Origin of the sequence: Paenibacillus sp. FSL K6-1217, assembly GCF_045040735.1 — a bacterium.
Lineage (GTDB): Bacteria > Bacillota > Bacilli > Paenibacillales > Paenibacillaceae > Paenibacillus_AQ.
On the sequence record NZ_CP150271.1, the window covers coordinates 1799637 to 1817926 of the forward strand.

Sequence of the window (18290 nt, forward strand, 5' to 3'; positions counted from 1 at the left end):
TGCTCCTCCGTCAGTACGTATGTGGTAACCTCGCTGTGTACGGTCTCGCGGTTAGGCGGCGGGAAACTGGATACTACCGGCATAGGGGATATACGGCGGTGCTGTTTCTTAGCGCTGGTCATTTAATTACCTCCAGTTTGTTGGCATATAAATATCCACCGTTGTACTCAGGAGCATTAGGGAACTCACATATCATACGTCTGCCGCCATTGGCTATTTTAGTGACTACACCTATTCCCCAACTTGGATGCGTCTTATGTCGTACCTTTATCCGATATTCTTCGGTGTCTGGCTGTACTGGTGGTGTGGGGTCAAACATTTCGGACTGCAGAGATTGATAAAGTTCGCCCCATACTTCAGCGCGGTATTCTGATGCTCCTGTTTCTGCATATCGTTCCATTTCCCAATTAGCCAGCACATGCCGCTTAAGCTTATCTGCGTCTATCAGTTTCATGGTCTGTCTTCCTCCCCTGGTAGGTTGATGGGTGCCCAATGAGTGACATTATTCAGACCTACATTGCCCACCATCCACCCTTTTCTGCTGTCTAAATACGCACACCATGGATGTGTTCCACTTGAGATAACAAAGTAGTCTTTAGATGATTGCGGCGGATTCGTTGGGTCATACTCTATCCAATTGATCATAGGTTTGTTGTTCCTTTCTTTATGGGGAGCCAGATAACCCTATCCGGCCCCCGCGTTGCTGGGATTATTCTGTCGATAGATGGCCTACGGCCAATAATTCACGCTCTTCCTCTTTGCGGTACTCTCCAATCTCACCTGGAATAAATTCTTCATTTGCTTCTTTGTCGAACCATTCAAGACACGGATCACACATGTAGTGGTTATAGAATTCTCCTTCATACACGCCTGAACATTTTGTTATTTCGGTCCCAACAGGCACCTTCTCAAAACACCCCTCGCACTTATGAAGTTTCCGAGTCTTTACTCGCTTTCTGTTATGGAAGTCGCTCATATCCTCTTCTCCCCCTTATACCTCTAGTAGTTCTGGATTCTCGAATATCGAACCTATTACTTCACCCTGATCAAGGACGAATAAACGCATGTTATCGTCTTCTGTCGCTCTCTTGCTTGGGTGTTTGAGATAAAACATTGCATATTCTGCATCCCATTCCACAGTGTAATTAAGTCCGTGGAATTGCCATACATCCATATGGAACACCTCTCGGCCGTTCTTGTCCTTTAGTCCGGTGTATTGAAGTTGGATCAACTCATCATGTTGTTCTGCAAATACGTCCTCCCACGATACTGCGCGGTGCCCCTCAAATAGTCCGAAGCTGAATCTATTCTGAGACAGGTGATACATTTGCTTTCTTTCGCTGTCCCACACCCGGAACTTAATTTCTCTGCCCATATCGTGTATCCTCTCCCTTTGGGGTCTCTGCCCCCTAATTAGCGTTTTCCTTCCACTTCTTGTATTCTTCCAACTCCCGGCGCAGTGCTTCGTTCTCCTGACGCAACGTGCGGCTGCCCTTACATGTAGAGTGCCGCATATGATCGCCTGTCCAAGCTATCTCATCCTCATAGACTTGCCATCCGCATATATAACAGTCTCCCAATATGCAGCCACTAGACATGTCTCTGCCCCCTTATAAGTTAAGCCCTACACTTGGACATCCAAGTTCTCCATTTGCTCAATTGCCTTGCCCAAGCTCTCCAACTTTGAGAAGTTATCTCTCGCTTCGGTAATTTGCTTATCTCTCACTTGGTCGGCAATCAACAAGCGTAAATCATCATATCTTTCCTTGAGCTCATCCAAGGTCTCAATCGCATCTTTTAATTTCACTAGGTTCATGAGCTGCCCTCCTTGGGTGCTGGGGTATCTGGGTATAGGGCGCGAAATACATTTACAATGCGTTGGACATGATCGCCATCTTTTCCCTCAAGCATAACCATGCAACCAAGTGCGTCCTTCATTAGGTCGTACATTTTAGTTAGGTCCTCTTTCAGCTGTTGTTCCCGTTCTCCGCGCTCTTTGGCTTCTTGGAGCCAGTATTCCAATGCATCGAGCCATCCAGCTGGCGCATATTTACCATTTCCGCCACTTCTGATTTTCTTGGTTGTCTCCATATCCTTTTGCCAGTCCCTCGATGGTGTTTGTGTCATTGGGCTTCCTCCCCGTTCTTAATTAGTTCACCTTTAAACATTTCTGATTCTTTTCCGCATTCTGGATTAGGGCATATGTGATAGGAGTTGTTCTCCCTTTCTTGAATCTCGCAAATCTCATCTCCATATCTGCCGAATATCTTACTTGTCGCTTCATTCCAATGCTTTGAATACGATTTAACTTTGCAGTGTGGGCATTCGTATTTAAGCTTCAACGTTGTTCCTCCCTTAGTGGGAGAGGAGGGTTACTCCTACTCCCTTAATGATCTGTTTCGGCCCCCGGCTACGCCTGGGTTTATGCTGTCGGACGATGGCCTTCGGCCTGATGCAAAACTTCTCGCACAATAAACTCATTCATTCTATCCAGTTCCGTTTTTTCAATGACAACAAGGTCAAACATATCAGCGGCGTGGAATTGGATAATTTCATTCGTGAATTCTCTGACCATTTCAGCAAATTCTTCAGGTCCGACATATGAACTCTCCCAATATTCGTATTCCGCCCAATCTGTCACATCTTCTGGTTTAATTGTGAACTGCTTGACCTTGCTAGTTTTAAGCTGTGGTAACCTCTGTTCGCAGCATGTGCAGTGCGATCTTTGTGTGACGTAGTTAACGGTTATTTCGCTCATTCTGCGCCCCCTGTAGCGTGATATATGCCGCCTCTGCCCTCTCTCGGGGGCTGGCGGTGAGCAGAGCACTGGTTCCATCAATCGTATATCCTACAACCTTCAATTCTCCTCCATATGCGGATTCAATATCTTCAAATGGGTTGACCATGCTTAACAGTGTGTTCAAGTAAACGAGTTTGTTGTCCGCTATAGCTGCTGTCTGTACCTCTAGAGAGGCAGCAGGGTCAGTGCAGTAGTTAGGTGCATCTTCCCAAACCTCAGCTGGAAAGCACTCTTTCGCACTCACAATTCTTAAGTTTGGTCCGATAAGAACCGACTTCCCATTACGGTATGTGCGAACCGTGTACCCCATCAACTCCGCCAGCGCCCGGTTCAGCTCCGGGTTGGTCATTGTCTGTACCTGTGTCATGCCCGCACCCCCGAAATATCAATCTCCCAGAATACCAAATCACGAAGTATTTGCCGCCGCTGGATGTCTGTCATCCGATCAATATTAGCCAGCAGCCACGCCGCCTGTTCTGGTGTAGGTTCGTCATGTCCGAATGCGTGACAGCCTGAATCCCCTGCCTTGTCTACCCACGGGAAGCAGCCAAATTTAATGAAGTTTGGAACCTTGTTGCTGTCTCCGTCAAAAAATTGCAAATCGTACTTCTTTACCAGTTCGGCTGCCAAATGATGGTGTTCTTGATACTCGCAAGAATGGAATACGCCATCCGGGGCAAGGAAGCCGGAGAGTCCTGTATATGGGTGTAGCTGTGTCATGGCTGCTTAACTCCTCCCATTCCAAGCATGATGACACGCTCACCGATCCCTTTGCCCGTTATGAGGATGCCCTCAACTTCTATGGATTTGCTGGCCAAGTGGGCCGTTTCAGAGCCCTTGCTGCGTATTGCTTCAGCCAATGGACCGAGCATACTTGGCAGGATGCCTATAGTTTCATATCCACCGTCCTTGACCAAAACAGTTATTACGATTGGCTTCTCTTTGCTCATGATTCCTTAGCTCCTTCCCCAAGGGCCGTCTGCGCTCGCTTGGCACATGTAATTCCGAGCATGTCTGTTCCGCCGTATTCCGCAATCTCTTCTAGCGCCTCCCGTTGCCGGGCTATGGTCTGTTGTGCCTCAACAAGCTTTTGATAATCTTCTGCTGCCCCACGATCTAATTTGTCATATTCTCCGCGAAGTTTATCAATTCCATCATAGGCTGCCTCTACCTCTTCGGTTTTTCCGATAAGTTGACATTTAAACTCTTTAATATCTCGTTCAAGCATTGATCTTTTGGCCCACTCAGCGATATATTGCTCTTTCCATCCCACGGCATTTACCGTCATTTCATCAAGTTGTTGTTGGGTCTCTTCTAGAGCAGCCAGCGCCCCTTTTAATTCTTTCTTTGTTGCTAAAAGTTCGGCTCCCATCATAGATATTGTCATTCCCATTTCTTCCATTTCTTCAGATAGCGTCATACGTTATACCTCTCTTTCGTTGTTAGAGGATGTATTGATGGCTTCATACGCTTTCTGTCTGATCATTGTCAGCCCGTTTGATAAGTTGTATGTGTTCGTATTTTCTATGTCTAGTTCAAACTCTGCACGTTCCTGAATGTACGTTAGGGCTTTGTCCTTTTCTTCTAGGAGAGATAGGAGGTAGCCGACGTGGTCCTCATATTCTCCGGTTAATACGTACTCCTGCCGAGAGTTTTTGATTTCGCTGTACGCTTGTTTGATCCCTGTTAGTTTATTCATAGGAACCCCCCAACCCTATCCGGCTGCCGCTGGCGCTGGGTGATTCGGTCTGACTCGATGACCTTCGGCAAATGCCTAACCCCGTAGTATCTCTCCTTTTTCTCGTCTTTCGCATATTGCTTACAACCAATCACGCCAATACCTTTAACAACGTCCTTGTCTCTTATCGAAGTATTACATCCCCACGGCTTATCTTTTTCGCATGTGCAACAAATATCCTCTTGTTCCATTCCCTTCACCCTCTCACCTTCTCTGTATCACCATTTGAATATGGAAAAACTTCGGTTCTCGCTTTAATTACTGCAGATTCAGCTTCTGCTTTTGTTTTAAATGACCCTACATAATGTTGTTTTCCGCATTTACGATATTGAGCTTTCCAAATTTCGTCTCTTACACTCCAAACAACTCCACGAACGCCGCTTTTACTGATTGAAGTCGCTCCGCTTCTGTTTTGTGAATTTTCAGATATTGATACAACCCTAAGATTGCAGCGACGATTGTCAAAAGTATTATGATTTATGTGATCCACAACCTTGTCTTTTGGTGCATTTGTGATAATTCTATGCAAATATATATATTCTCTTTTTCTACTGCTATTTGAGAACCTTATGCCTATATACCTAGATAATTGTCCCCAAGTGTTCGTAAATCTGTTGACTAAATCAAAATCTTCTGTGTCTATCAAAAAATGGATCATACTCCCATCTTGTTTTCTTATAAAAATTATTGTCTCTTCCCCATGTATTTCATATTTATTTTTCAATGTTGCCCCTCCTTTTCTTATTCCCTATGGCTCTTGTAAGCCCCGTAGAGCGCTGATTATGGTTGACCCTAACTTTGTGCCTGACCTTTCGGTTATAACGTCTGTGTGGGGCTTGTATTAGCTCTAATCCCTATGTCCTCTGATGATCTCCAGATCGCTAGGCTCTCCCATACCTTTCGAAACGTCCATATGACCTTTTCCCACCATCTCACACATCAACATCAGCAATTCCGGGCGCTTATCCTTCGGAAACTCGCATGTCATGCTACCCAGTGTGTAACTCATTGCCAGCAGCGTTTGTGTTAAGTCCTCCATCGTCTTGTCATTTGCCGTAGCCTCAATAATTTTTTTCCCTACGAATTGTGCACGTTCGCCATTACTCATCTTTTTCATCCCTGTTTCCTCCCTATGCACTCTTATGTTTACCGCCCTTGACGCCTTGCCTTTCCCGGAACTCTCTTTCTTCGGCTACCTTGTCGATTAATTCACACATGTGCTCGTTCACGAACTGCTGATAGTACTCCTTGCTGACGCCCAGCGTCCGCGCTTCTTGGTACATCCGAAACATGAGGTGGTCCAGTTTTTCTACTTCTTCCTTTAGCAGCCACTCAAAGCTTTGCCAGCTCCGCAGCATTTCGTTTTGATCGACACATCGCCTGCGCTGTGTGTAGGTGGTCTTTGCCATCGGGGGTCCTCCCTTATGCGGCCTCTTCTTGCTCACGTTCCCATTCATCCACCACGCTGGTGTCCATCCCGAAGGATTCTAGGCCCTTGCGCCACCATGCCGCGAAGTCTTTGTCGTATAGGTCGTAGTCGTCTATGGGTTTGGTCATTTGTTTATGCCATTCACTTTCATCCCTAAAATGTTCAACGTCTTCCGCATCCCTGATCTCAGACCTTCATTGTGTTCATTTACAAACATAAGAGACGCTTCATATTGCTCTAGTAATTTGTCTTCTACCGTTTGTTCAACGGTGATGTCTTCAGGTCTGTAAAAAGCTGTAATCAACGTGTCGATCGCCATTCCTTTAAGTGGCAGTAGATTTTCTGTACTCCAACGATATGGATCTTCGCAGTGTTGTCTTATGGTATAAATAATGCTTGATTTACCCTCTTCTATCAGCGATTTGATTATTTCATTCTGAGCTTTCGTTATTACCGCTTTATCACTCACTGTTCATCCATCCTCTCTTATTTAAGCCGGCTCACTCTTGCTTTGTGGTCTCCGGTCCGGGCCCAGCATTTCGATTTGTTCAGCTTTACCATTGATCCGGCTGCCTATCTTCCCGCCGTTCAACGGTAACCGCTCTCTGATGCGTCCTAATGCGTAGTTGCTGGTCATGATGGTCACCTTGTTGTTCTTCATGCGTTCGTCAATGATGTTGTACAGCATCCCTTCGGCCCAATCCTTGTACTGAGCAGTGAAAATATCGTCTATCATCAGGATCGGTACGTTGTAGTATCGCTGTAGCACATCAATTTCAGATTCTTCACTGTCTCGGCTGTATGTGGCTTTGATCTCTCCGTATAGTTTGGATTCTGTTACGTATATCGCCGGGATCTTCCGAAGTGAGAATGCATTAGCCATACACTGCATGAGATACGTCTTTCCGGTGCCGTAGGCGTTTAGGATGGCGCCCTTTTCTCTCGACACCTCATTCACCCTGGCATCGTCACCGAAGATGTACAGCCATGTGCCTAGCTCCATATGCTTCTTGATGTCCCGAACAAAGTCTATGGCTACTCCGAACTGATCGCGGTTCAGATTGTCGATCGTTGCAGCTTTGAAGGTGTATCCGCGCTCTTTTGGGTTGAAGCTCTCTGAAGCGTTGTATTTCAGAAACATTCGGTCCATATGGCAACTACAGTTTTCTACCACAGCTATTTGTACTGGAATCGGGTATCCCTCCGGCTGCTCATATCGGAATGAGTTGATCGTCCCGGTGTAGTCGCATTTCTCGCAGCCCTCATTCGAAATTGCTGGCGCGTCGCTGAACTTCCTCGGTGGTAAGTCCTGATTCTCGTCCGGGGCTTCCGATGAAGGTTTCAGCGCCTCGGTTCGCAGCCTTTCGACTCGCCTCAGAAACTCCTGCATAGCCGGTTTGATACTTTCCACCGTTCCCGCCTCCCTTGCTCTTGATAAAGTTTTCAAATGGGTTGTTGTCTGAAAGGAACTGGTCCAGGTTCTTAGGCTCCATGAACTTGTCCAACGTGAATTTGTATGTCCACCAGTAGATGTCTCCGTTTAATACGGTTTGATAATTGGTCATTGCATCAGTGATCTCTTTTTCTGTTCTGTTTGCTAACCTAGCGTTTATAGCCGATTTCATTTTTTTGGTTAACTCTCTGTGTTTTACGATTGATAAAGAGTTCCAAAACGAGAATATGTTTTTATGTTCTTCTTTAACGTTATTTTCATTATTCTCATTATTAACATTATTGTTTGTATGCTTTTGAAATGCTTCTGTGGTGCTTTGCTGGTGCATTGGCGGTGCTTTTGTACTGTTGTTATCTTGATAAAAGTCATAGTTTATAACGGTTAAATAGGTTTTTTTGGTGGTGCTTTTATAGGACAACATTTGGTCACCCACGAGACAATCTAAGAACCGCTTGACTTTCTTATTTGACCACTTCCAATGCTTTTCCATGTCACCCATAGACCATATAGTGGAACCTCTTAGAACCGTTTCAACCGTTCCATTGTGAGTAACCTTTCCCTCTGTGTGGTTTACTCTCATCAGAATATCTAGCCAAGCTTCATAACGACTGAATACTCGATCCTCTTCATATAACCAATGATTCTGTACGTCACGGTGTAAGCTGATGTAGCCAGGCACATGATCACCGCCTAAGCATTCAATTTTCTTAGTTTTTCAATTTGAGGAACTAAAATTTCATCAATGTTTTGTGTTATTTCCTCTGGATTGCTACAAATCTGAGATCCTGTATAACGAAGCAAGTAATATCCATATATAGTGAAAAATCTGTCTCTTGTTTTGTCATGTGCAGCTTGTTCTTTTGTTTTCTCATGAAAGTCGTGACCATCACACTCGACAATTATCTTTGTGTCAGTTGGCTCATGATATATATAAAAATCAACTGTATACTTATCAATTTTGAATTGAGGCGAAACTACTAACTCCATGTAAGGAAAACCCATCGTATATTCTTTTAATTCTAAAAAAGTTATATTTTCTATAGGTGTAAGCCCTTCTGCCTCAATCTTATTGATGATGAAATTAGCATGGTCGGTTTTTCTCTTGATATAAAATTCTTTCCAGTAATTCCAATCCGTTTTTTTCATTCTTTACACCGCCCATTTTTTAAGATACTCGTTCACCGCCATATCTAGGAGTTGCTGCATTGGAATCCCATGTTCAACACAAAACAATTTTAGTTGTTTATGTTCGTCTGGATTAAGTCTGTATGGGATGTTCTTAGTCTTCTTCATGTCATCACTCCTTCATGTTCCTTTGACGTCATTGTAACACTTCCGTATACAAAACACAAGCTTCCGTATACAAATTTCTTATAGGTATATACTTTAAGTATCCATGCGTTAATAATAAATATGAATAAGACGAAAAGGTGATTATGATGATTAAAAACAGAATGCACATTTTAATGGCTGAAAGAGATATAAAAAGCGTGCGCGACCTTTCAGCAGCAACTGAAATCAGCCTACCTACCCTGTACCGCATCTATAATGGGAAGAACGAGCGCATTGACTACAATACGATCAATACGCTGTGCCTCCATTTGAACTGTAAAGTTGGGGATCTGCTGGAATACATCCCGGACTAAGCACTCTTCAACTGCTGAAGCTCCACTTCCAGCGACTCTACTTTCTGCTGTGAAAATTTGATCATATGCTCATCGTGCTGCATCCCGCCGTAATCGCCGTACTTCTTGGCCTCTTCTAGGGCCTTGGCGTAGATGATTGCGGCGTTTTCCCATACCTCGATTTCGGACTGTATCCGTTCTTCACGCGTCATTTGCTCACCACCCCGAATAAATCAACTTGGCCCTCAAAATCCTCTGCATCAATGATGTACTCACGCTCGAGCCATCCGGCCGGGGCGTTTTTGCCATATGGTGCAAATTGCTGCTCCACCGGCGCCCCCGGGATCCGGTCGGGATTCGCCGCGGCTGCGGTCTCCGTCCATACCCAGAAGGTTTTTGCGGTCACTCGTTGTCCGCTGGTCATGCGCTCGCCCCTTTCTGCTTACGCCGCGCCCGGACCTCTTTGTCCAGCACTACAGCGATGCCCAGTAACTGCTTGCCTGTCTTGCGTTTGGTGTTACAGTGCCTCTGTAGCCGGTTGTACGATGGCTGCGCCCACTTTTTATCTGTGCGCTTGGGGCATACCTTGCACACCGCCAGTAGCTCGTCCATCTGTTTGATTGATTCTTTCCTCTCCATTGCGCGCCTCCTGTAGCAGATTTGTTAACACTTCGGTCTGGTCACTCTCCAGGCTCCATATAGCAAGAAGCTCAGGGGTCCGTAGAGGGCGTTTCACTTGTCGTTCAAGTGTTAGTGCCAATTCAAAGAATGACGCCTCTTTTGCCTCTTGTAGCTCGTCTGAGAGGATGCCGGATAGTCGGCGCTTGAAGATGAGGAACTTTTGGAATAGGCTCACTATGCACCCTCCTGCAATGTCCGTTTATACCGGATACCTTCCGGTGTCTCGTCAATGTGCTGATGACACGCAATACAAGCGTCTCTGAGATCTTCCGCTGTGGTCTTGTGGTTAATGCGTACCCTACTGGTGATGTGCGCCTGTTGGACCGCAGGGGAGCCGTTACAGCGCAACCGCAGCTCACATATGCCGCCGGACCTTGCGTGTACCTCTTTGCGCACCTTTTCGGAGATATCGCCCATCTGACGCTGAGTCATTCCGCCGCGCTGATGGTGGGAAAGGATACCCTGTCTCCAGGGCATCACTTCCTTTTTGGGCTTCTTTCGCATGGCTATTCCTCTCCTTTGAACCACATTTGGAAAAGAGCAATCAAAGTGAGCGTTAATATTGATCCAAGCAGCATTCCGACTAATATAAGCGCTAAAGTATTTCCATCAATGTATGGCATGGTCACACCTCATTTTGATATTTGATAATGGACTGTAATGCTGATATCTGCGTCTGAATGGCTCCTATGGACTCTATCGCAGCCTTCCAGATGGTTTCGTCATAGTCTCGCTTGAATAGGTAATCCCCTACGTTTCCCTTGGCTACGTCCCCGATCATGCCGATGCTCATGCCCTCGGTTTTGAGCTTGATCATTTCCTGCGCCAGTTTGACCCGGTACGCCTGCTCAGATTCAGCCTTGGACTTGCCCAGCGCGTACAGTGTATCTGCGGCCTTGCTCAATCGCTGAGAGGCCGCATAGATTTCTTGGTTGATCTGTATAATGTCGATTGCCATAAGTCACCCCCGGTCAGAATGGTAGATCATCATCGCTGATATCAATCGGCGTTCCTTCAGAGGGGAACGGATCACTTGGTCTGTCTTCACGCTTTGTATCGCCACTCTCTGCCTTCTCCAGGAACCGTACGTTGTCCGCGACAACCTCGGTGATATACACTCGCTTGCCTTCCTTGTTATCGTAGTTTCTGACCTGTATGCGGCCCTCTACAGCAGTCAGGCGACCTTTGCGAAGGTAGTTTGCTACAGACTCCGCTGTCTGCTTCCAGGTGACAATCTGAATGAAGTCGGTCTCCTTCTCTCCGTTCGTTTTAAACGGTCTTTCCACTGCCAAGGTAAAACTAGCAGTAGCAACGCCGTTAGGCGTGTACCGCAGCTCAGGGTCCTTTGTGAGACGTCCTATTAAGATGGTCCGGTTCAACATGTCATGAACTCTCCTTCTCGGTTTTCATAGCTTCCAACTTAGCAATAAAGTCTGTTGCCAGTTCTTCTGTAAGCTGCGTCAGGGTCTTTTTGTAAAGTTTTGTTGTCTGCTTGTTCATGTCCGCCTCTTTTAGCCCAAGTCCAAGCCACAGCACTTTTGCTTTGCCAATTTGTTCAGACGAAATCATAGATACAAGATCATGCTTTTGCTGGAATGCGTCTGGATCGTCCTTATCTGTAGGGATGTTGAAAAACTTAAGCATGAAATATTTTTCAGCGTAGGTAAGTGCCTTGCCTACTCCCTTTTCCCCTGCAATATCAACCCCTTGCCCATACCAAGGAGATACAATCTGCTCGTCTGGCTTCTCTGCATTGATCCAGGTCATGGTCATATCAACCTCTGTGAAATATGTCGTAGTCCGTTTAGTTACATTGCCGTTTGTGTCCTTGAACTCAATAGGAGATTCATGCAATTTATGCCCTACAACAGCAGGTACAAGCAATAATCCCAATTCGTTCATTTTCGATGTAACAGCAGCCAACACTCTGCTTGAACCTGTGTAACTGTACTGAGCACCTTGATCTGCTTTTTGGATGTAAGGTACTTCTTTCCGAACCTCAATTAATTTTTGATATATGTTCACTTGCATCATCCTCCATTAGTTCATATGTGATGCGCACCTGCTGAGCCGAATAATCTTTTGTACTAGGAGGGGCATAGCTGTTGTGATTCAGGAAATCATAGAGCGATTCTTCATCGCTCCATTTTGTGACTTTCATGAAGTCAAAGGTCTGATTTCCAGCAACATCAATGAAATATCCATCCTTGTGGCGAATAACATACCGGATACGCTCGTCCCGGGTCTTCATCTGAACGGTTCCTCGTAGTGTTCAACCTCGCTCGTCAGCATCGCTACTTGCTTTAATAAATCCTCGTTTTCATGTTCGAGTTGTTGGATATAATCAGAGAGTTGGGCCAAATCTTTGAAATCACGCATGTTCCATTCCTCCTAAAGTTTTGGTATACTGAGATTGAATATTTTAATATGCGACTAACACGGGCAGCCCTGCTATGGCTGCCTGTTCGCGTTTCCACACTCTGGCGTAGTTCTTGAAGCATGTCATCACCCATCGTTTATCATTGGGCCTCTGCTTCGCTAGTTCCAGGTATAAGGTGCGGTCCTGCGGGATCATAGTCGTATCCCGTACTCTTCCCAAAAGTGCCTCTCTATTTCTCCATATTGTTCACCTGTAATCCCCTTCCACTCTAGCCATTGTATAAGTGAATTTCTTGTTGCTTCCTTCATTAATCCTCGCATGAAGTCATTCATCTTTTCTGGCTTTTTCAATTCACTCTCTCCCTTATAGTGGTTTAAAATATCGGATACCGTCTTAAGCAGATTCTTTCAGCTCTCTTTCCTCTTCGCGTTTCATAAACTCAGCAGCACGTTCCATTTCAGCTTCTAACTCTTCATGTTCCGCCCATGTCATGACTACTGCGGCGCGATAATTTCGCTCATGTAGTGCAAGAAACAGGCTCTCCATGTCTACCGCAGACCAACTGAACAGCCGGCCGCATGTGGTTTCAACGTAAAACTCAATGGATGGTGCAGGTGGTGGGTACTTAGCTTGCATCGTCAAACCCTCCCAATGGCCGTACAAACGGCTTAATCTTGCTATCCATTGCTTCCAACATGTGGCGTTCACAATGGGGCTGTAAGGTGTCGTATACCTCGTACTCGGCATCTCGTCCACACATTCCGCAGGTTGGTGTAAACGTACGGTACTGCTTATTTTTAGGCTTGTCCGATGGCTGCTTAATGGGTATCACCAGCGTCAACTTCGGCAGATCCTCGATTTTCTTAGCCAACTTTCTTCACTCCTTTTCGCTCTCCTTTGATGTATGCATACCGCTGGTCCATTTCGTTCTTTTGCTCGCGTTTCTTGAATTCAATCCATTCTATAAAGTCTTTTTTAAGAGTGCGGCGTGAGTTTCCGATCCTCATATTTGGAATTCCACCCAGTTCAACCGGCGTGTCGTACAGCTCGTAGACGGTGTTCCGGGCCAGGATCAGGTAATCCGCGATGTTCTGGGCTGTTAACGTTTGGGGGAGCTCCTCCAGTCTTATCTCTTTCATGGTGTACCTCCTTGGAAGTATTATCCTTTATAGTTAAGTTTGGGCGGTGTATAATTGAGAACGGATATCAATCTATTAAGCTGCTGGTAAGAACTTGTTGATAAAGTAGATTTGACCTTTGCCCGTTACTTTGGAGGTGTATGTTAATTTAATCGTTCCATCCGAACTACCTCGGTGACCTGTTTTTACTTCAAACAATCCAAGTTCCATAGAACGTTGCGTAGGTCTGTTATACTCAGAACCAGACTTGATGAGGTAACCTTCTTCACGCAGCCATCTGTATAAACGGTGTTCGCCGATCTCTACGCCTTTCTGTCTCATCAGCTTTGCAAGGTCAGCGACCAGGATAGAGTCTTTGGAAATCTCGACCGATTCAGCAAAGTGTACTTTTGGCTTGTCCGCTTCAATCTTCTGCTGAAGCACTCTGTTCTTTTCCTGCTCCGTCTTCATCTGATTAGCCATCTGGATGATGAAGTCAGGATCAGTAAGCACCTTTTCGATTGTACTTGGCGTCATATATGCACCATGCTGTCGGATGCTTGGGATGACTTCATGTGTGATCCAGCGTTTGAATTGTTTGGCTTCAGGTTTGCGGCTACCGAGGATTAGGGAGTAAAGACCGGATTCGTTAACCGTAAGCATTTCTTGCTCTCCACCAAGGGTCTGTATTAAACGCAACCCCTTCTCGTCTTCATCAAGTCGGCGTGTTTGTGAAGTGTCCATTTCGAGAACCGAACAAACATCTTTCGCTACGAACCAAGGTTCTCCATTAATTACTGTGCTGCGCACTTCCTGATTGCTGTACATAAATTTTTGAAGCTCGATCATAAAATTCACTCCCGTCATATTGTTTGGTCACGAAGCGCGATCATTTAGGGTAAAAAAAAGCTCGTCAACGCTTACCTTGTAAAAACGTGCCAGTTTAATGGCTAAATCTTTTCTGGGGAATCTACGTCCGGTTTCGATCATTGCGTATGTGCTATAAGGTATGCCGATTTCTGCGGAAATCTCTCTCAGGGACCTTTTGCCACGCAGGGTAATCATTTTTTGATTTTTAAGATTTTCCATGTTATCTCTCCTTTCGGTCACGTTTTGTGACCCATGTGAACAAAGTATACAATCACTTTATGTGATCGTCAAGAGGTTTTTTCACTTTTCGTGATCAAATGATTATTGTTCACGATTCGTGATATATAATATATTAATGGAGGTGGGTTTCTTTGAAGTCATTTGGTGAACGGCTCTCATATTTAAGAAACAAGAAAGGGCTGTCGCAAGAGGAATTATCAAAGATTCTTAAGATCGCAAAATCAACTTTGGGTATGTATGAGATTGACAAAAGAGAACCTAATCATGAAATGACAGCTAAGATAGCAGAATTTTTCGGTGTTAATGTTGGATGGATGACTACGGGGAAAATTGAAAAAGAGAGTGTCCCTGATACACTCCCTGAGGCGGTTATATTAAACGTAATCAAGGAGGCTGAAGCGAAATATAACATTAATTTGCGAGATGATCCTCTGGTAGAGGGAGCAGTGAGGGATCTGATTGATAATATAGCAAAGATAAAGCTAGCAGAGAACAAAGATCGTTAATAAGATCGGCATCATCAACAGTCATACACTTTTTTGCAATAACCTCTTTAGCTAACTGTTTCAACGGATCATTCATTATAACAACCCCTTTATCTTATTACAGTGATGCTCAACTAATATTACCACATCACTGGATTTAACAAAACATATGTTCTTATTTTAAATAAAAAAAATATATGCGAGGCCACGACATGGGTTATAAGCCTGGTCGTTGCCTAATCACTGATATTCTTCATAAGAAGAGAAAAAATCAACAATGGCTTAGTGAAGAGTCAGGGATCGCGAAATCCCTTATCTCTGAGTATGCACGAAACAAGAGGTTAATGACGATAGGCACGGCAAAAACTATTGCTACTGCATTGAATTGCCATATTGATGATCTTTACGACTTCTTTCAGGATTAGGCTTGAGCGGCATTTTGCTGCTCCGACCCGGTAGTTGGTTCGCTACGTAGCGAACTACGTACAATCATAATACATACTACTAATATAATCACCTGCCCATAAGTACTAATTATTTCATGTCATTAATATAACATACTAGTCCTGAAAGCGCTGTCGAACTATGACGAATATCTCTTGTAGTTGAGCACCACAAAAGGGGTTGACTTTTGCGGTTAAACCTGCTTCTTAACAGAAATGTGTGATCCACCGATAAAAGTAACGATTGATCCATTATTATCAATGGATTTGATAGTTCTTACGCGTCTGCTATTAACAACCGCATGTCCCATCATCTCATATCCGTAATGATGGCAAATCATAGCTATGTCGATTAAAGTCGTTACTGCTATGTAAGATCCAAAGTCAGTATGAAATGCAAGTACCCTAGTGGAGTTCTTAGATCTCTGCCAGAGGTCTATGTAATTTATCTCATTCAGCAGATCAAGTTCTACAAAATCGCTCTCAGTGTCATTTCTACCGTACATCTTTACTGCAATCATTTTCATGGTGTGTGCCTCCAAAGGTGTGATACCTAATTTTACGGCGTACACAGGAAATAATCATTGTGTAAAATATGACAAGGGATTTATAGTAAGTGGTGGGAAATAACGTGGAACAAACAGTAAATACCGCAGCCGATGCGGATATATTAAGGGGAAATATATATGAAGAAGTATGTTATGATTTTAGCTTCAGTATTAATACTTTTCTTTTCCAGTTCATTTAATGCAAGTGCAGCAACAGCCACACAAAAAGCAATTTATACTATTGACGAATTAGCTAAAACTTATGGAAAGAACGGACTGAACTACATTAGTATGGTTGAATATATGAATGACGGAAATGGGTTTAAGCAACTATCATTAACAACGAATTTTGATTTTTTAGATAATGTGAATAATTCTAAATACAATGCGTTACTTGCAGCGTCATTTAAAATTGATATAAAGCAACTGAGATTTTATAATGATAAATCAAAATATATAGCATTTATAAAATCTGAAAATTACAAAAAGTTTTTAAATGGAACAATGAGTAATTCCGCGTTTGCAAATTCCATAGAACTTATTCCTAATTCAAAAGAACAGACGAGTTATAGCAATAACTCTGCAATGAAAAATTCGGCTCCTTCACTTTATTCGTATGATCTTAAAGTGTACTTAGGAAAGCTTACGACTAATAAATACGATAAAGATTCAATATATAATGAATATGGAACTTATGGAAGCAAATATCAAACCAAAAGTATATGGAACGAATATGGTGTATATGGTAGTAATTTCTCCCAAGAAAGCGCATTTAATAACCTTGCAAGTAAACCGCCTGCAATTGTATATGATGGCGCAATAATCGGTCATCTAACATCAAATACAACCATTCCAGATGGAGTGAACATTGCGGCATTATCAAATTGGCTTACGGATAACGGATTTTAAATTAATAGACCATACTCAATCCGGGTATGGTCTTTTTGTTGCCCCTCCCCTACAATACAGATACATAGAGAGTAAGGAGTGATCCAAGGTGAAAGGACATTACTACAAGCCTCATTGCAAGTGCCCTGGTCTCAACAAGAAGAAGTGTAAGTGTGGTGCGAAGTGGGCGTTCATAATTGACCTGGGCAAGAAGCCGGACGGCAGCCGTAACCCGAAGAAGCGCGGCGGATTTGACACTAAGGACGATGCAGAGGCCGCAGCAGCCATTATGCTGGAGCAGTACAAGACTAATACCCTCCCGGAGGATGTGGCCCGTAGAGAGGCTGAGGAACGGCTTAGATTGGAGGAACAGCAAAAAGAAGAGGAATGGGTTGACATTAGTTTTTCAGATCTAGCAGAAAAGTGGTTTGAAACATATAAGTCCACAGGAAAAATTAAAAGGCCAAATACAATAAAAAACAGAAGAAATGATATAAATAGAATTGTTGTGTGCTTTGATAAGCCAGCTCGAGAAATAACACATGACGAATATCAGGAAGTACTCAGACAAATGAAAAACGGTACTCATAAAATCCATAAAAAAAAGTTCTCGACAAATACAATATCTGTTACTCATGCCACAGCAAAAATGATATTTGAATTCGGGATCAAGTTTAAACATATAGAAGAAAACCCGGCAAAAGGTGCTCATGTGCCACATGATTATCAAACGGTAGAGGATATTGAGTCGTGGGAAAACATTCCCGATTTTCTGGAACGTGATGAACTTATCGTGTTTCTTGACACTGCTTATCTGCATGGCAGTCCATTAGACTATGAAATATTCACCATGCTGGCGTATACGGGTTTGCGTATCGGTGAACTCGAGGCGCTTCAGGAATATGCATTCAATACGGAGTCGAATAAGATAAGGATCATCAAAAACTATATTGGTACCAATAACTACAAAAAGTTTGAATTGGGCCCTCCTAAAACGAAATCGTCCATACGCGAACTTGATATTGACCCGGAGATTAAGGTTATGATACTAAAGCTTATTGAGACTCACAAGGTTCTGAAAGAGAAAATTAGCACGCACTTAGATCAAGGATTTATATTTGCTCAGACCGTAGGACAGTTTGTCGGCTATCCCATTCCTGAGGGTACTATCAATAAAAGGATGAAACGTCTCTTGCGTATATCAGGGTTAAACAAAGACCTGTCACCCCACTCCCTGCGGCATACATTCACTTCATTGATGGCAGCCGCTGGAGTTCCCTTAGAACAAGTAATGGAGATGCTGGGGCATGCTGGTGACGAAATAACAAAACGCGTGTACCTACACACGACCAAAAACCAAAAGAAAGACGCTGTAATAAAGTATAGTGATTTCCTCAAAAATACGATCAATAGAGACTAAAATGTTACCCAAATGTTACCCAAGCCTTTTTAATCGTTGATTTTCCTTGATAAATAAGGGTTTAGCGACATGTATACTATATCACCCATTGTGCACTCCGCCAAAATAAAATAACCCCAGGTGGTGGGGTTATTAGCGTCAAAGATATGAACCGATAGGCTTAAGCTATCCA

41 protein-coding genes are annotated in these 18290 nt (G+C 43.8%); 6 read left to right on the forward strand and 35 right to left on the reverse strand.

All coding sequences use genetic code 11. The features are described 5' to 3' along the window. Positions 1–118 precede the first annotated feature (118 nt). From MHH28_RS07785 to MHH28_RS07885, 21 genes are all read right to left on the reverse strand, one after another. The gene (locus MHH28_RS07785) at positions 119–454 is read right to left on the reverse strand and encodes a hypothetical protein (RefSeq protein WP_405113651.1); all 336 of its coding nucleotides are present in this window, start codon (positions 452–454) and stop codon (positions 119–121) included. 255 nt (positions 455–709) lie between these two features. Then, positions 710–976 carry a hypothetical protein gene (locus MHH28_RS07790; protein ID WP_405113653.1) on the reverse strand — a complete coding sequence of 89 codons (267 nt, stop codon included), beginning with the start codon at positions 974–976 and terminating at the stop codon, positions 710–712. A 15-nt stretch (positions 977–991) separates the two neighbouring features. Next, positions 992–1375 (reverse strand): YopX family protein, encoded by a 384-nt coding sequence (locus MHH28_RS07795; protein ID WP_405113655.1) that lies wholly within the window; start codon positions 1373–1375, stop codon positions 992–994. Positions 1376–1624: 249 nt separating this feature from the next. Beyond that, the gene (locus tag MHH28_RS07800) at positions 1625–1816 is read right to left on the reverse strand and encodes a hypothetical protein (protein WP_405113657.1); all 192 of its coding nucleotides are present in this window, start codon (positions 1814–1816) and stop codon (positions 1625–1627) included. Next, positions 1813–2127, reverse strand: coding sequence for a hypothetical protein (locus tag MHH28_RS07805; RefSeq protein ID WP_405113659.1), 315 nt, complete (start codon positions 2125–2127; stop codon positions 1813–1815). Before MHH28_RS07805 ends, MHH28_RS07800 begins: the two co-directional genes overlap by 4 nt. Then, positions 2124–2342: a hypothetical protein gene (locus MHH28_RS07810; RefSeq protein ID WP_405113661.1), complete on the reverse strand. Its 219-nt coding sequence runs from the start codon at positions 2340–2342 to the stop codon at positions 2124–2126. The genes MHH28_RS07805 and MHH28_RS07810 overlap by 4 nt, the downstream gene beginning before the upstream one ends. A gap of 80 nt (positions 2343–2422) precedes the next feature. Beyond that, entirely contained in the window at positions 2423–2758 is a 336-nt protein-coding gene (locus MHH28_RS07815) for a hypothetical protein (protein WP_042136376.1), read from the reverse strand. Beyond that, on the reverse strand, positions 2739–3167 hold the full coding sequence (locus MHH28_RS07820) for a hypothetical protein (RefSeq protein ID WP_405113663.1): 429 nt from the start codon (positions 3165–3167) through the stop codon (positions 2739–2741). Before MHH28_RS07820 ends, MHH28_RS07815 begins: the two co-directional genes overlap by 20 nt. Further along, a complete protein-coding gene (locus MHH28_RS07825; protein WP_405113665.1) occupies positions 3164–3520 on the reverse strand; it encodes a hypothetical protein in 357 nt (118 codons plus the stop codon). Before MHH28_RS07825 ends, MHH28_RS07820 begins: the two co-directional genes overlap by 4 nt. Continuing rightward, positions 3517–3750 carry a hypothetical protein gene (locus MHH28_RS07830; protein ID WP_405113667.1) on the reverse strand — a complete coding sequence of 78 codons (234 nt, stop codon included), beginning with the start codon at positions 3748–3750 and terminating at the stop codon, positions 3517–3519. The genes MHH28_RS07825 and MHH28_RS07830 overlap by 4 nt, the downstream gene beginning before the upstream one ends. Further along, a complete protein-coding gene (locus tag MHH28_RS07835) occupies positions 3747–4220 on the reverse strand; it encodes a hypothetical protein (RefSeq protein ID WP_405113669.1) in 474 nt (157 codons plus the stop codon). The genes MHH28_RS07830 and MHH28_RS07835 overlap by 4 nt, the downstream gene beginning before the upstream one ends. A gap of 3 nt (positions 4221–4223) precedes the next feature. Continuing rightward, positions 4224–4499 (reverse strand): hypothetical protein, encoded by a 276-nt coding sequence (locus MHH28_RS07840; protein WP_405113671.1) that lies wholly within the window; start codon positions 4497–4499, stop codon positions 4224–4226. Between the two features lie 235 nt (positions 4500–4734). After that, positions 4735–5262 carry an HNH endonuclease gene (locus MHH28_RS07845; RefSeq protein ID WP_405113673.1) on the reverse strand — a complete coding sequence of 176 codons (528 nt, stop codon included), beginning with the start codon at positions 5260–5262 and terminating at the stop codon, positions 4735–4737. 123 nt (positions 5263–5385) lie between these two features. Further along, positions 5386–5655: a hypothetical protein gene (locus MHH28_RS07850; RefSeq protein WP_405113675.1), complete on the reverse strand. Its 270-nt coding sequence runs from the start codon at positions 5653–5655 to the stop codon at positions 5386–5388. Between the two features lie 13 nt (positions 5656–5668). Beyond that, entirely contained in the window at positions 5669–5947 is a 279-nt protein-coding gene (locus MHH28_RS07855) for a hypothetical protein (RefSeq protein WP_405113677.1), read from the reverse strand. 13 nt (positions 5948–5960) lie between these two features. Further along, positions 5961–6095 carry a hypothetical protein gene (locus MHH28_RS07860; protein ID WP_405113679.1) on the reverse strand — a complete coding sequence of 45 codons (135 nt, stop codon included), beginning with the start codon at positions 6093–6095 and terminating at the stop codon, positions 5961–5963. Beyond that, a complete protein-coding gene (locus tag MHH28_RS07865; protein WP_405113681.1) occupies positions 6092–6436 on the reverse strand; it encodes a hypothetical protein in 345 nt (114 codons plus the stop codon). The genes MHH28_RS07860 and MHH28_RS07865 overlap by 4 nt, the downstream gene beginning before the upstream one ends. A 21-nt stretch (positions 6437–6457) precedes the next feature. Continuing rightward, entirely contained in the window at positions 6458–7117 is a 660-nt protein-coding gene (locus MHH28_RS07870) for an ATP-binding protein (RefSeq protein ID WP_405113683.1), read from the reverse strand. Between the two features lie 112 nt (positions 7118–7229). After that, the gene (locus MHH28_RS07875) at positions 7230–8099 is read right to left on the reverse strand and encodes a hypothetical protein (RefSeq protein ID WP_405113685.1); all 870 of its coding nucleotides are present in this window, start codon (positions 8097–8099) and stop codon (positions 7230–7232) included. A gap of 11 nt (positions 8100–8110) precedes the next feature. Then, the gene (locus tag MHH28_RS07880) at positions 8111–8566 is read right to left on the reverse strand and encodes an endonuclease domain-containing protein (RefSeq protein ID WP_405113687.1); all 456 of its coding nucleotides are present in this window, start codon (positions 8564–8566) and stop codon (positions 8111–8113) included. Between the two features lie 3 nt (positions 8567–8569). Further along, positions 8570–8713: a hypothetical protein gene (locus MHH28_RS07885; RefSeq protein WP_405113689.1), complete on the reverse strand. Its 144-nt coding sequence runs from the start codon at positions 8711–8713 to the stop codon at positions 8570–8572. Between the two features lie 173 nt (positions 8714–8886). On the opposite strand from MHH28_RS07885, the gene MHH28_RS07890 reads away from it, so the two are divergent. Then, on the forward strand, positions 8887–9066 hold the full coding sequence (locus MHH28_RS07890) for a helix-turn-helix domain-containing protein (RefSeq protein ID WP_405113691.1): 180 nt from the start codon (positions 8887–8889) through the stop codon (positions 9064–9066). Here the strand turns inward: MHH28_RS07890 and MHH28_RS07895 are convergent. The 3 genes from MHH28_RS07895 to MHH28_RS07905 are packed head-to-tail and all read right to left on the reverse strand — an operon-like array spanning position 9063 to position 9684. Continuing rightward, positions 9063–9257: a hypothetical protein gene (locus MHH28_RS07895; protein ID WP_405113693.1), complete on the reverse strand. Its 195-nt coding sequence runs from the start codon at positions 9255–9257 to the stop codon at positions 9063–9065. The genes MHH28_RS07890 and MHH28_RS07895 overlap by 4 nt on opposite strands. Continuing rightward, on the reverse strand, positions 9254–9469 hold the full coding sequence (locus tag MHH28_RS07900; RefSeq protein ID WP_405113695.1) for a hypothetical protein: 216 nt from the start codon (positions 9467–9469) through the stop codon (positions 9254–9256). Before MHH28_RS07900 ends, MHH28_RS07895 begins: the two co-directional genes overlap by 4 nt. Further along, positions 9466–9684, reverse strand: a complete 219-nt coding sequence (locus MHH28_RS07905; RefSeq protein ID WP_405113697.1) for a hypothetical protein — start codon at positions 9682–9684, stop codon at positions 9466–9468. Before MHH28_RS07905 ends, MHH28_RS07900 begins: the two co-directional genes overlap by 4 nt. 279 nt (positions 9685–9963) lie before the next feature. Here MHH28_RS07905 and MHH28_RS07910 point away from each other — a divergent pair, with 279 nt between their 5' ends. Then, complete coding sequence (locus MHH28_RS07910) at positions 9964–10374, forward strand: hypothetical protein (protein ID WP_405113699.1); 411 nt, start codon at positions 9964–9966, stop codon at positions 10372–10374. Here the strand turns inward: MHH28_RS07910 and MHH28_RS07915 are convergent. From MHH28_RS07915 to MHH28_RS07960, 10 genes are all read right to left on the reverse strand, one after another. Then, the gene (locus MHH28_RS07915) at positions 10352–10684 is read right to left on the reverse strand and encodes a hypothetical protein (protein WP_038594886.1); all 333 of its coding nucleotides are present in this window, start codon (positions 10682–10684) and stop codon (positions 10352–10354) included. The two genes, MHH28_RS07910 and MHH28_RS07915, sit on opposite strands and share 23 nt — an antisense overlap. A gap of 13 nt (positions 10685–10697) precedes the next feature. Further along, entirely contained in the window at positions 10698–11108 is a 411-nt protein-coding gene (gene ssb / locus MHH28_RS07920) for a single-stranded DNA-binding protein (protein ID WP_405113701.1), read from the reverse strand. 1 nt (position 11109) lies between these two features. Then, positions 11110–11751, reverse strand: a complete 642-nt coding sequence (locus MHH28_RS07925) for an ERF family protein (protein ID WP_405113703.1) — start codon at positions 11749–11751, stop codon at positions 11110–11112. Next, complete coding sequence (locus MHH28_RS07930; protein WP_405113706.1) at positions 11726–11977, reverse strand: hypothetical protein; 252 nt, start codon at positions 11975–11977, stop codon at positions 11726–11728. The genes MHH28_RS07925 and MHH28_RS07930 overlap by 26 nt, the downstream gene beginning before the upstream one ends. Then, positions 11974–12105 carry a hypothetical protein gene (locus tag MHH28_RS07935; protein ID WP_340957589.1) on the reverse strand — a complete coding sequence of 44 codons (132 nt, stop codon included), beginning with the start codon at positions 12103–12105 and terminating at the stop codon, positions 11974–11976. The genes MHH28_RS07930 and MHH28_RS07935 overlap by 4 nt, the downstream gene beginning before the upstream one ends. A gap of 394 nt (positions 12106–12499) precedes the next feature. Beyond that, on the reverse strand, positions 12500–12742 hold the full coding sequence (locus tag MHH28_RS07940) for a hypothetical protein (protein WP_405113708.1): 243 nt from the start codon (positions 12740–12742) through the stop codon (positions 12500–12502). Continuing rightward, a complete protein-coding gene (locus MHH28_RS07945; protein ID WP_405113710.1) occupies positions 12732–12977 on the reverse strand; it encodes a hypothetical protein in 246 nt (81 codons plus the stop codon). Before MHH28_RS07945 ends, MHH28_RS07940 begins: the two co-directional genes overlap by 11 nt. Next, the gene (locus MHH28_RS07950; RefSeq protein ID WP_405113712.1) at positions 12970–13245 is read right to left on the reverse strand and encodes a helix-turn-helix domain-containing protein; all 276 of its coding nucleotides are present in this window, start codon (positions 13243–13245) and stop codon (positions 12970–12972) included. Before MHH28_RS07950 ends, MHH28_RS07945 begins: the two co-directional genes overlap by 8 nt. Positions 13246–13320: 75 nt before the next feature. Then, the gene (locus MHH28_RS07955; RefSeq protein ID WP_405113714.1) at positions 13321–14073 is read right to left on the reverse strand and encodes a phage antirepressor; all 753 of its coding nucleotides are present in this window, start codon (positions 14071–14073) and stop codon (positions 13321–13323) included. Positions 14074–14100: 27 nt separating this feature from the next. After that, positions 14101–14313: a helix-turn-helix transcriptional regulator gene (locus MHH28_RS07960; RefSeq protein WP_405113716.1), complete on the reverse strand. Its 213-nt coding sequence runs from the start codon at positions 14311–14313 to the stop codon at positions 14101–14103. A gap of 152 nt (positions 14314–14465) precedes the next feature. On the opposite strand from MHH28_RS07960, the gene MHH28_RS07965 reads away from it, so the two are divergent. Beyond that, positions 14466–14840, forward strand: a complete 375-nt coding sequence (locus MHH28_RS07965; protein ID WP_405113718.1) for a helix-turn-helix domain-containing protein — start codon at positions 14466–14468, stop codon at positions 14838–14840. Between the two features lie 191 nt (positions 14841–15031). Beyond that, the gene (locus tag MHH28_RS07970; RefSeq protein WP_405113720.1) at positions 15032–15244 is read left to right on the forward strand and encodes a helix-turn-helix domain-containing protein; all 213 of its coding nucleotides are present in this window, start codon (positions 15032–15034) and stop codon (positions 15242–15244) included. Positions 15245–15456: 212 nt separating this feature from the next. Here MHH28_RS07970 and MHH28_RS07975 read toward each other — a convergent pair whose 3' ends face one another. Next, the gene (locus MHH28_RS07975; RefSeq protein ID WP_405113722.1) at positions 15457–15789 is read right to left on the reverse strand and encodes a hypothetical protein; all 333 of its coding nucleotides are present in this window, start codon (positions 15787–15789) and stop codon (positions 15457–15459) included. Positions 15790–15948: 159 nt separating this feature from the next. Between MHH28_RS07975 and MHH28_RS07980 the strand changes: the two genes are divergently transcribed. Next, complete coding sequence (locus tag MHH28_RS07980) at positions 15949–16719, forward strand: hypothetical protein (RefSeq protein ID WP_405113724.1); 771 nt, start codon at positions 15949–15951, stop codon at positions 16717–16719. Positions 16720–16807: 88 nt separating this feature from the next. Then, positions 16808–18118: a tyrosine-type recombinase/integrase gene (locus tag MHH28_RS07985; RefSeq protein ID WP_405113726.1), complete on the forward strand. Its 1311-nt coding sequence runs from the start codon at positions 16808–16810 to the stop codon at positions 18116–18118. The last annotated feature ends 172 nt before the right edge of the window (positions 18119–18290 follow it).

Excerpts from the sequence above, each read along its gene's own strand:
- MHH28_RS07785 (WP_405113651.1), bottom strand. The coding sequence starts at position 454 with ATGAAACTGATAGACGCAGATAAGCTTAAGCGGCATGTGCTGGCTAAT.
- MHH28_RS07790 (WP_405113653.1), bottom strand. The coding sequence starts at position 976 with ATGAGCGACTTCCATAACAGAAAGCGAGTAAAGACTCGGAAACTTCAT.
- MHH28_RS07795 (WP_405113655.1), bottom strand. The coding sequence starts at position 1,375 with ATGGGCAGAGAAATTAAGTTCCGGGTGTGGGACAGCGAAAGAAAGCAA.
- MHH28_RS07800 (WP_405113657.1), bottom strand. The coding sequence starts at position 1,816 with ATGAACCTAGTGAAATTAAAAGATGCGATTGAGACCTTGGATGAGCTC.
- MHH28_RS07805 (WP_405113659.1), bottom strand. The coding sequence starts at position 2,127 with ATGACACAAACACCATCGAGGGACTGGCAAAAGGATATGGAGACAACC.
- MHH28_RS07815 (WP_042136376.1), bottom strand. The coding sequence starts at position 2,758 with ATGAGCGAAATAACCGTTAACTACGTCACACAAAGATCGCACTGCACA.
- MHH28_RS07820 (WP_405113663.1), bottom strand. The coding sequence starts at position 3,167 with ATGACACAGGTACAGACAATGACCAACCCGGAGCTGAACCGGGCGCTG.
- MHH28_RS07825 (WP_405113665.1), bottom strand. The coding sequence starts at position 3,520 with ATGACACAGCTACACCCATATACAGGACTCTCCGGCTTCCTTGCCCCG.
- MHH28_RS07830 (WP_405113667.1), bottom strand. The coding sequence starts at position 3,750 with ATGAGCAAAGAGAAGCCAATCGTAATAACTGTTTTGGTCAAGGACGGT.
- MHH28_RS07835 (WP_405113669.1), bottom strand. The coding sequence starts at position 4,220 with ATGACGCTATCTGAAGAAATGGAAGAAATGGGAATGACAATATCTATG.
- MHH28_RS07840 (WP_405113671.1), bottom strand. The coding sequence starts at position 4,499 with ATGAATAAACTAACAGGGATCAAACAAGCGTACAGCGAAATCAAAAAC.
- MHH28_RS07850 (WP_405113675.1), bottom strand. The coding sequence starts at position 5,655 with ATGAAAAAGATGAGTAATGGCGAACGTGCACAATTCGTAGGGAAAAAA.
- MHH28_RS07855 (WP_405113677.1), bottom strand. The coding sequence starts at position 5,947 with ATGGCAAAGACCACCTACACACAGCGCAGGCGATGTGTCGATCAAAAC.
- MHH28_RS07860 (WP_405113679.1), bottom strand. The coding sequence starts at position 6,095 with ATGACCAAACCCATAGACGACTACGACCTATACGACAAAGACTTCGCG.
- MHH28_RS07870 (WP_405113683.1), bottom strand. The coding sequence starts at position 7,117 with ATGGACCGAATGTTTCTGAAATACAACGCTTCAGAGAGCTTCAACCCA.
- MHH28_RS07880 (WP_405113687.1), bottom strand. The coding sequence starts at position 8,566 with ATGAAAAAAACGGATTGGAATTACTGGAAAGAATTTTATATCAAGAGA.
- MHH28_RS07885 (WP_405113689.1), bottom strand. The coding sequence starts at position 8,713 with ATGAAGAAGACTAAGAACATCCCATACAGACTTAATCCAGACGAACAT.
- MHH28_RS07890 (WP_405113691.1), top strand. The coding sequence starts at position 8,887 with ATGGCTGAAAGAGATATAAAAAGCGTGCGCGACCTTTCAGCAGCAACT.
- MHH28_RS07895 (WP_405113693.1), bottom strand. The coding sequence starts at position 9,257 with ATGACGCGTGAAGAACGGATACAGTCCGAAATCGAGGTATGGGAAAAC.
- MHH28_RS07900 (WP_405113695.1), bottom strand. The coding sequence starts at position 9,469 with ATGACCAGCGGACAACGAGTGACCGCAAAAACCTTCTGGGTATGGACG.
- MHH28_RS07905 (WP_405113697.1), bottom strand. The coding sequence starts at position 9,684 with ATGGAGAGGAAAGAATCAATCAAACAGATGGACGAGCTACTGGCGGTG.
- MHH28_RS07910 (WP_405113699.1), top strand. The coding sequence starts at position 9,964 with ATGACACGCAATACAAGCGTCTCTGAGATCTTCCGCTGTGGTCTTGTG.
- MHH28_RS07915 (WP_038594886.1), bottom strand. The coding sequence starts at position 10,684 with ATGGCAATCGACATTATACAGATCAACCAAGAAATCTATGCGGCCTCT.
- ssb (WP_405113701.1), bottom strand. The coding sequence starts at position 11,108 with ATGTTGAACCGGACCATCTTAATAGGACGTCTCACAAAGGACCCTGAG.
- MHH28_RS07930 (WP_405113706.1), bottom strand. The coding sequence starts at position 11,977 with ATGAAGACCCGGGACGAGCGTATCCGGTATGTTATTCGCCACAAGGAT.
- MHH28_RS07935 (WP_340957589.1), bottom strand. The coding sequence starts at position 12,105 with ATGCGTGATTTCAAAGATTTGGCCCAACTCTCTGATTATATCCAACAA.
- MHH28_RS07940 (WP_405113708.1), bottom strand. The coding sequence starts at position 12,742 with ATGCAAGCTAAGTACCCACCACCTGCACCATCCATTGAGTTTTACGTT.
- MHH28_RS07950 (WP_405113712.1), bottom strand. The coding sequence starts at position 13,245 with ATGAAAGAGATAAGACTGGAGGAGCTCCCCCAAACGTTAACAGCCCAG.
- MHH28_RS07955 (WP_405113714.1), bottom strand. The coding sequence starts at position 14,073 with ATGATCGAGCTTCAAAAATTTATGTACAGCAATCAGGAAGTGCGCAGC.
- MHH28_RS07960 (WP_405113716.1), bottom strand. The coding sequence starts at position 14,313 with ATGGAAAATCTTAAAAATCAAAAAATGATTACCCTGCGTGGCAAAAGG.
- MHH28_RS07970 (WP_405113720.1), top strand. The coding sequence starts at position 15,032 with ATGGGTTATAAGCCTGGTCGTTGCCTAATCACTGATATTCTTCATAAG.
- MHH28_RS07975 (WP_405113722.1), bottom strand. The coding sequence starts at position 15,789 with ATGAAAATGATTGCAGTAAAGATGTACGGTAGAAATGACACTGAGAGC.
- MHH28_RS07980 (WP_405113724.1), top strand. The coding sequence starts at position 15,949 with ATGAAGAAGTATGTTATGATTTTAGCTTCAGTATTAATACTTTTCTTT.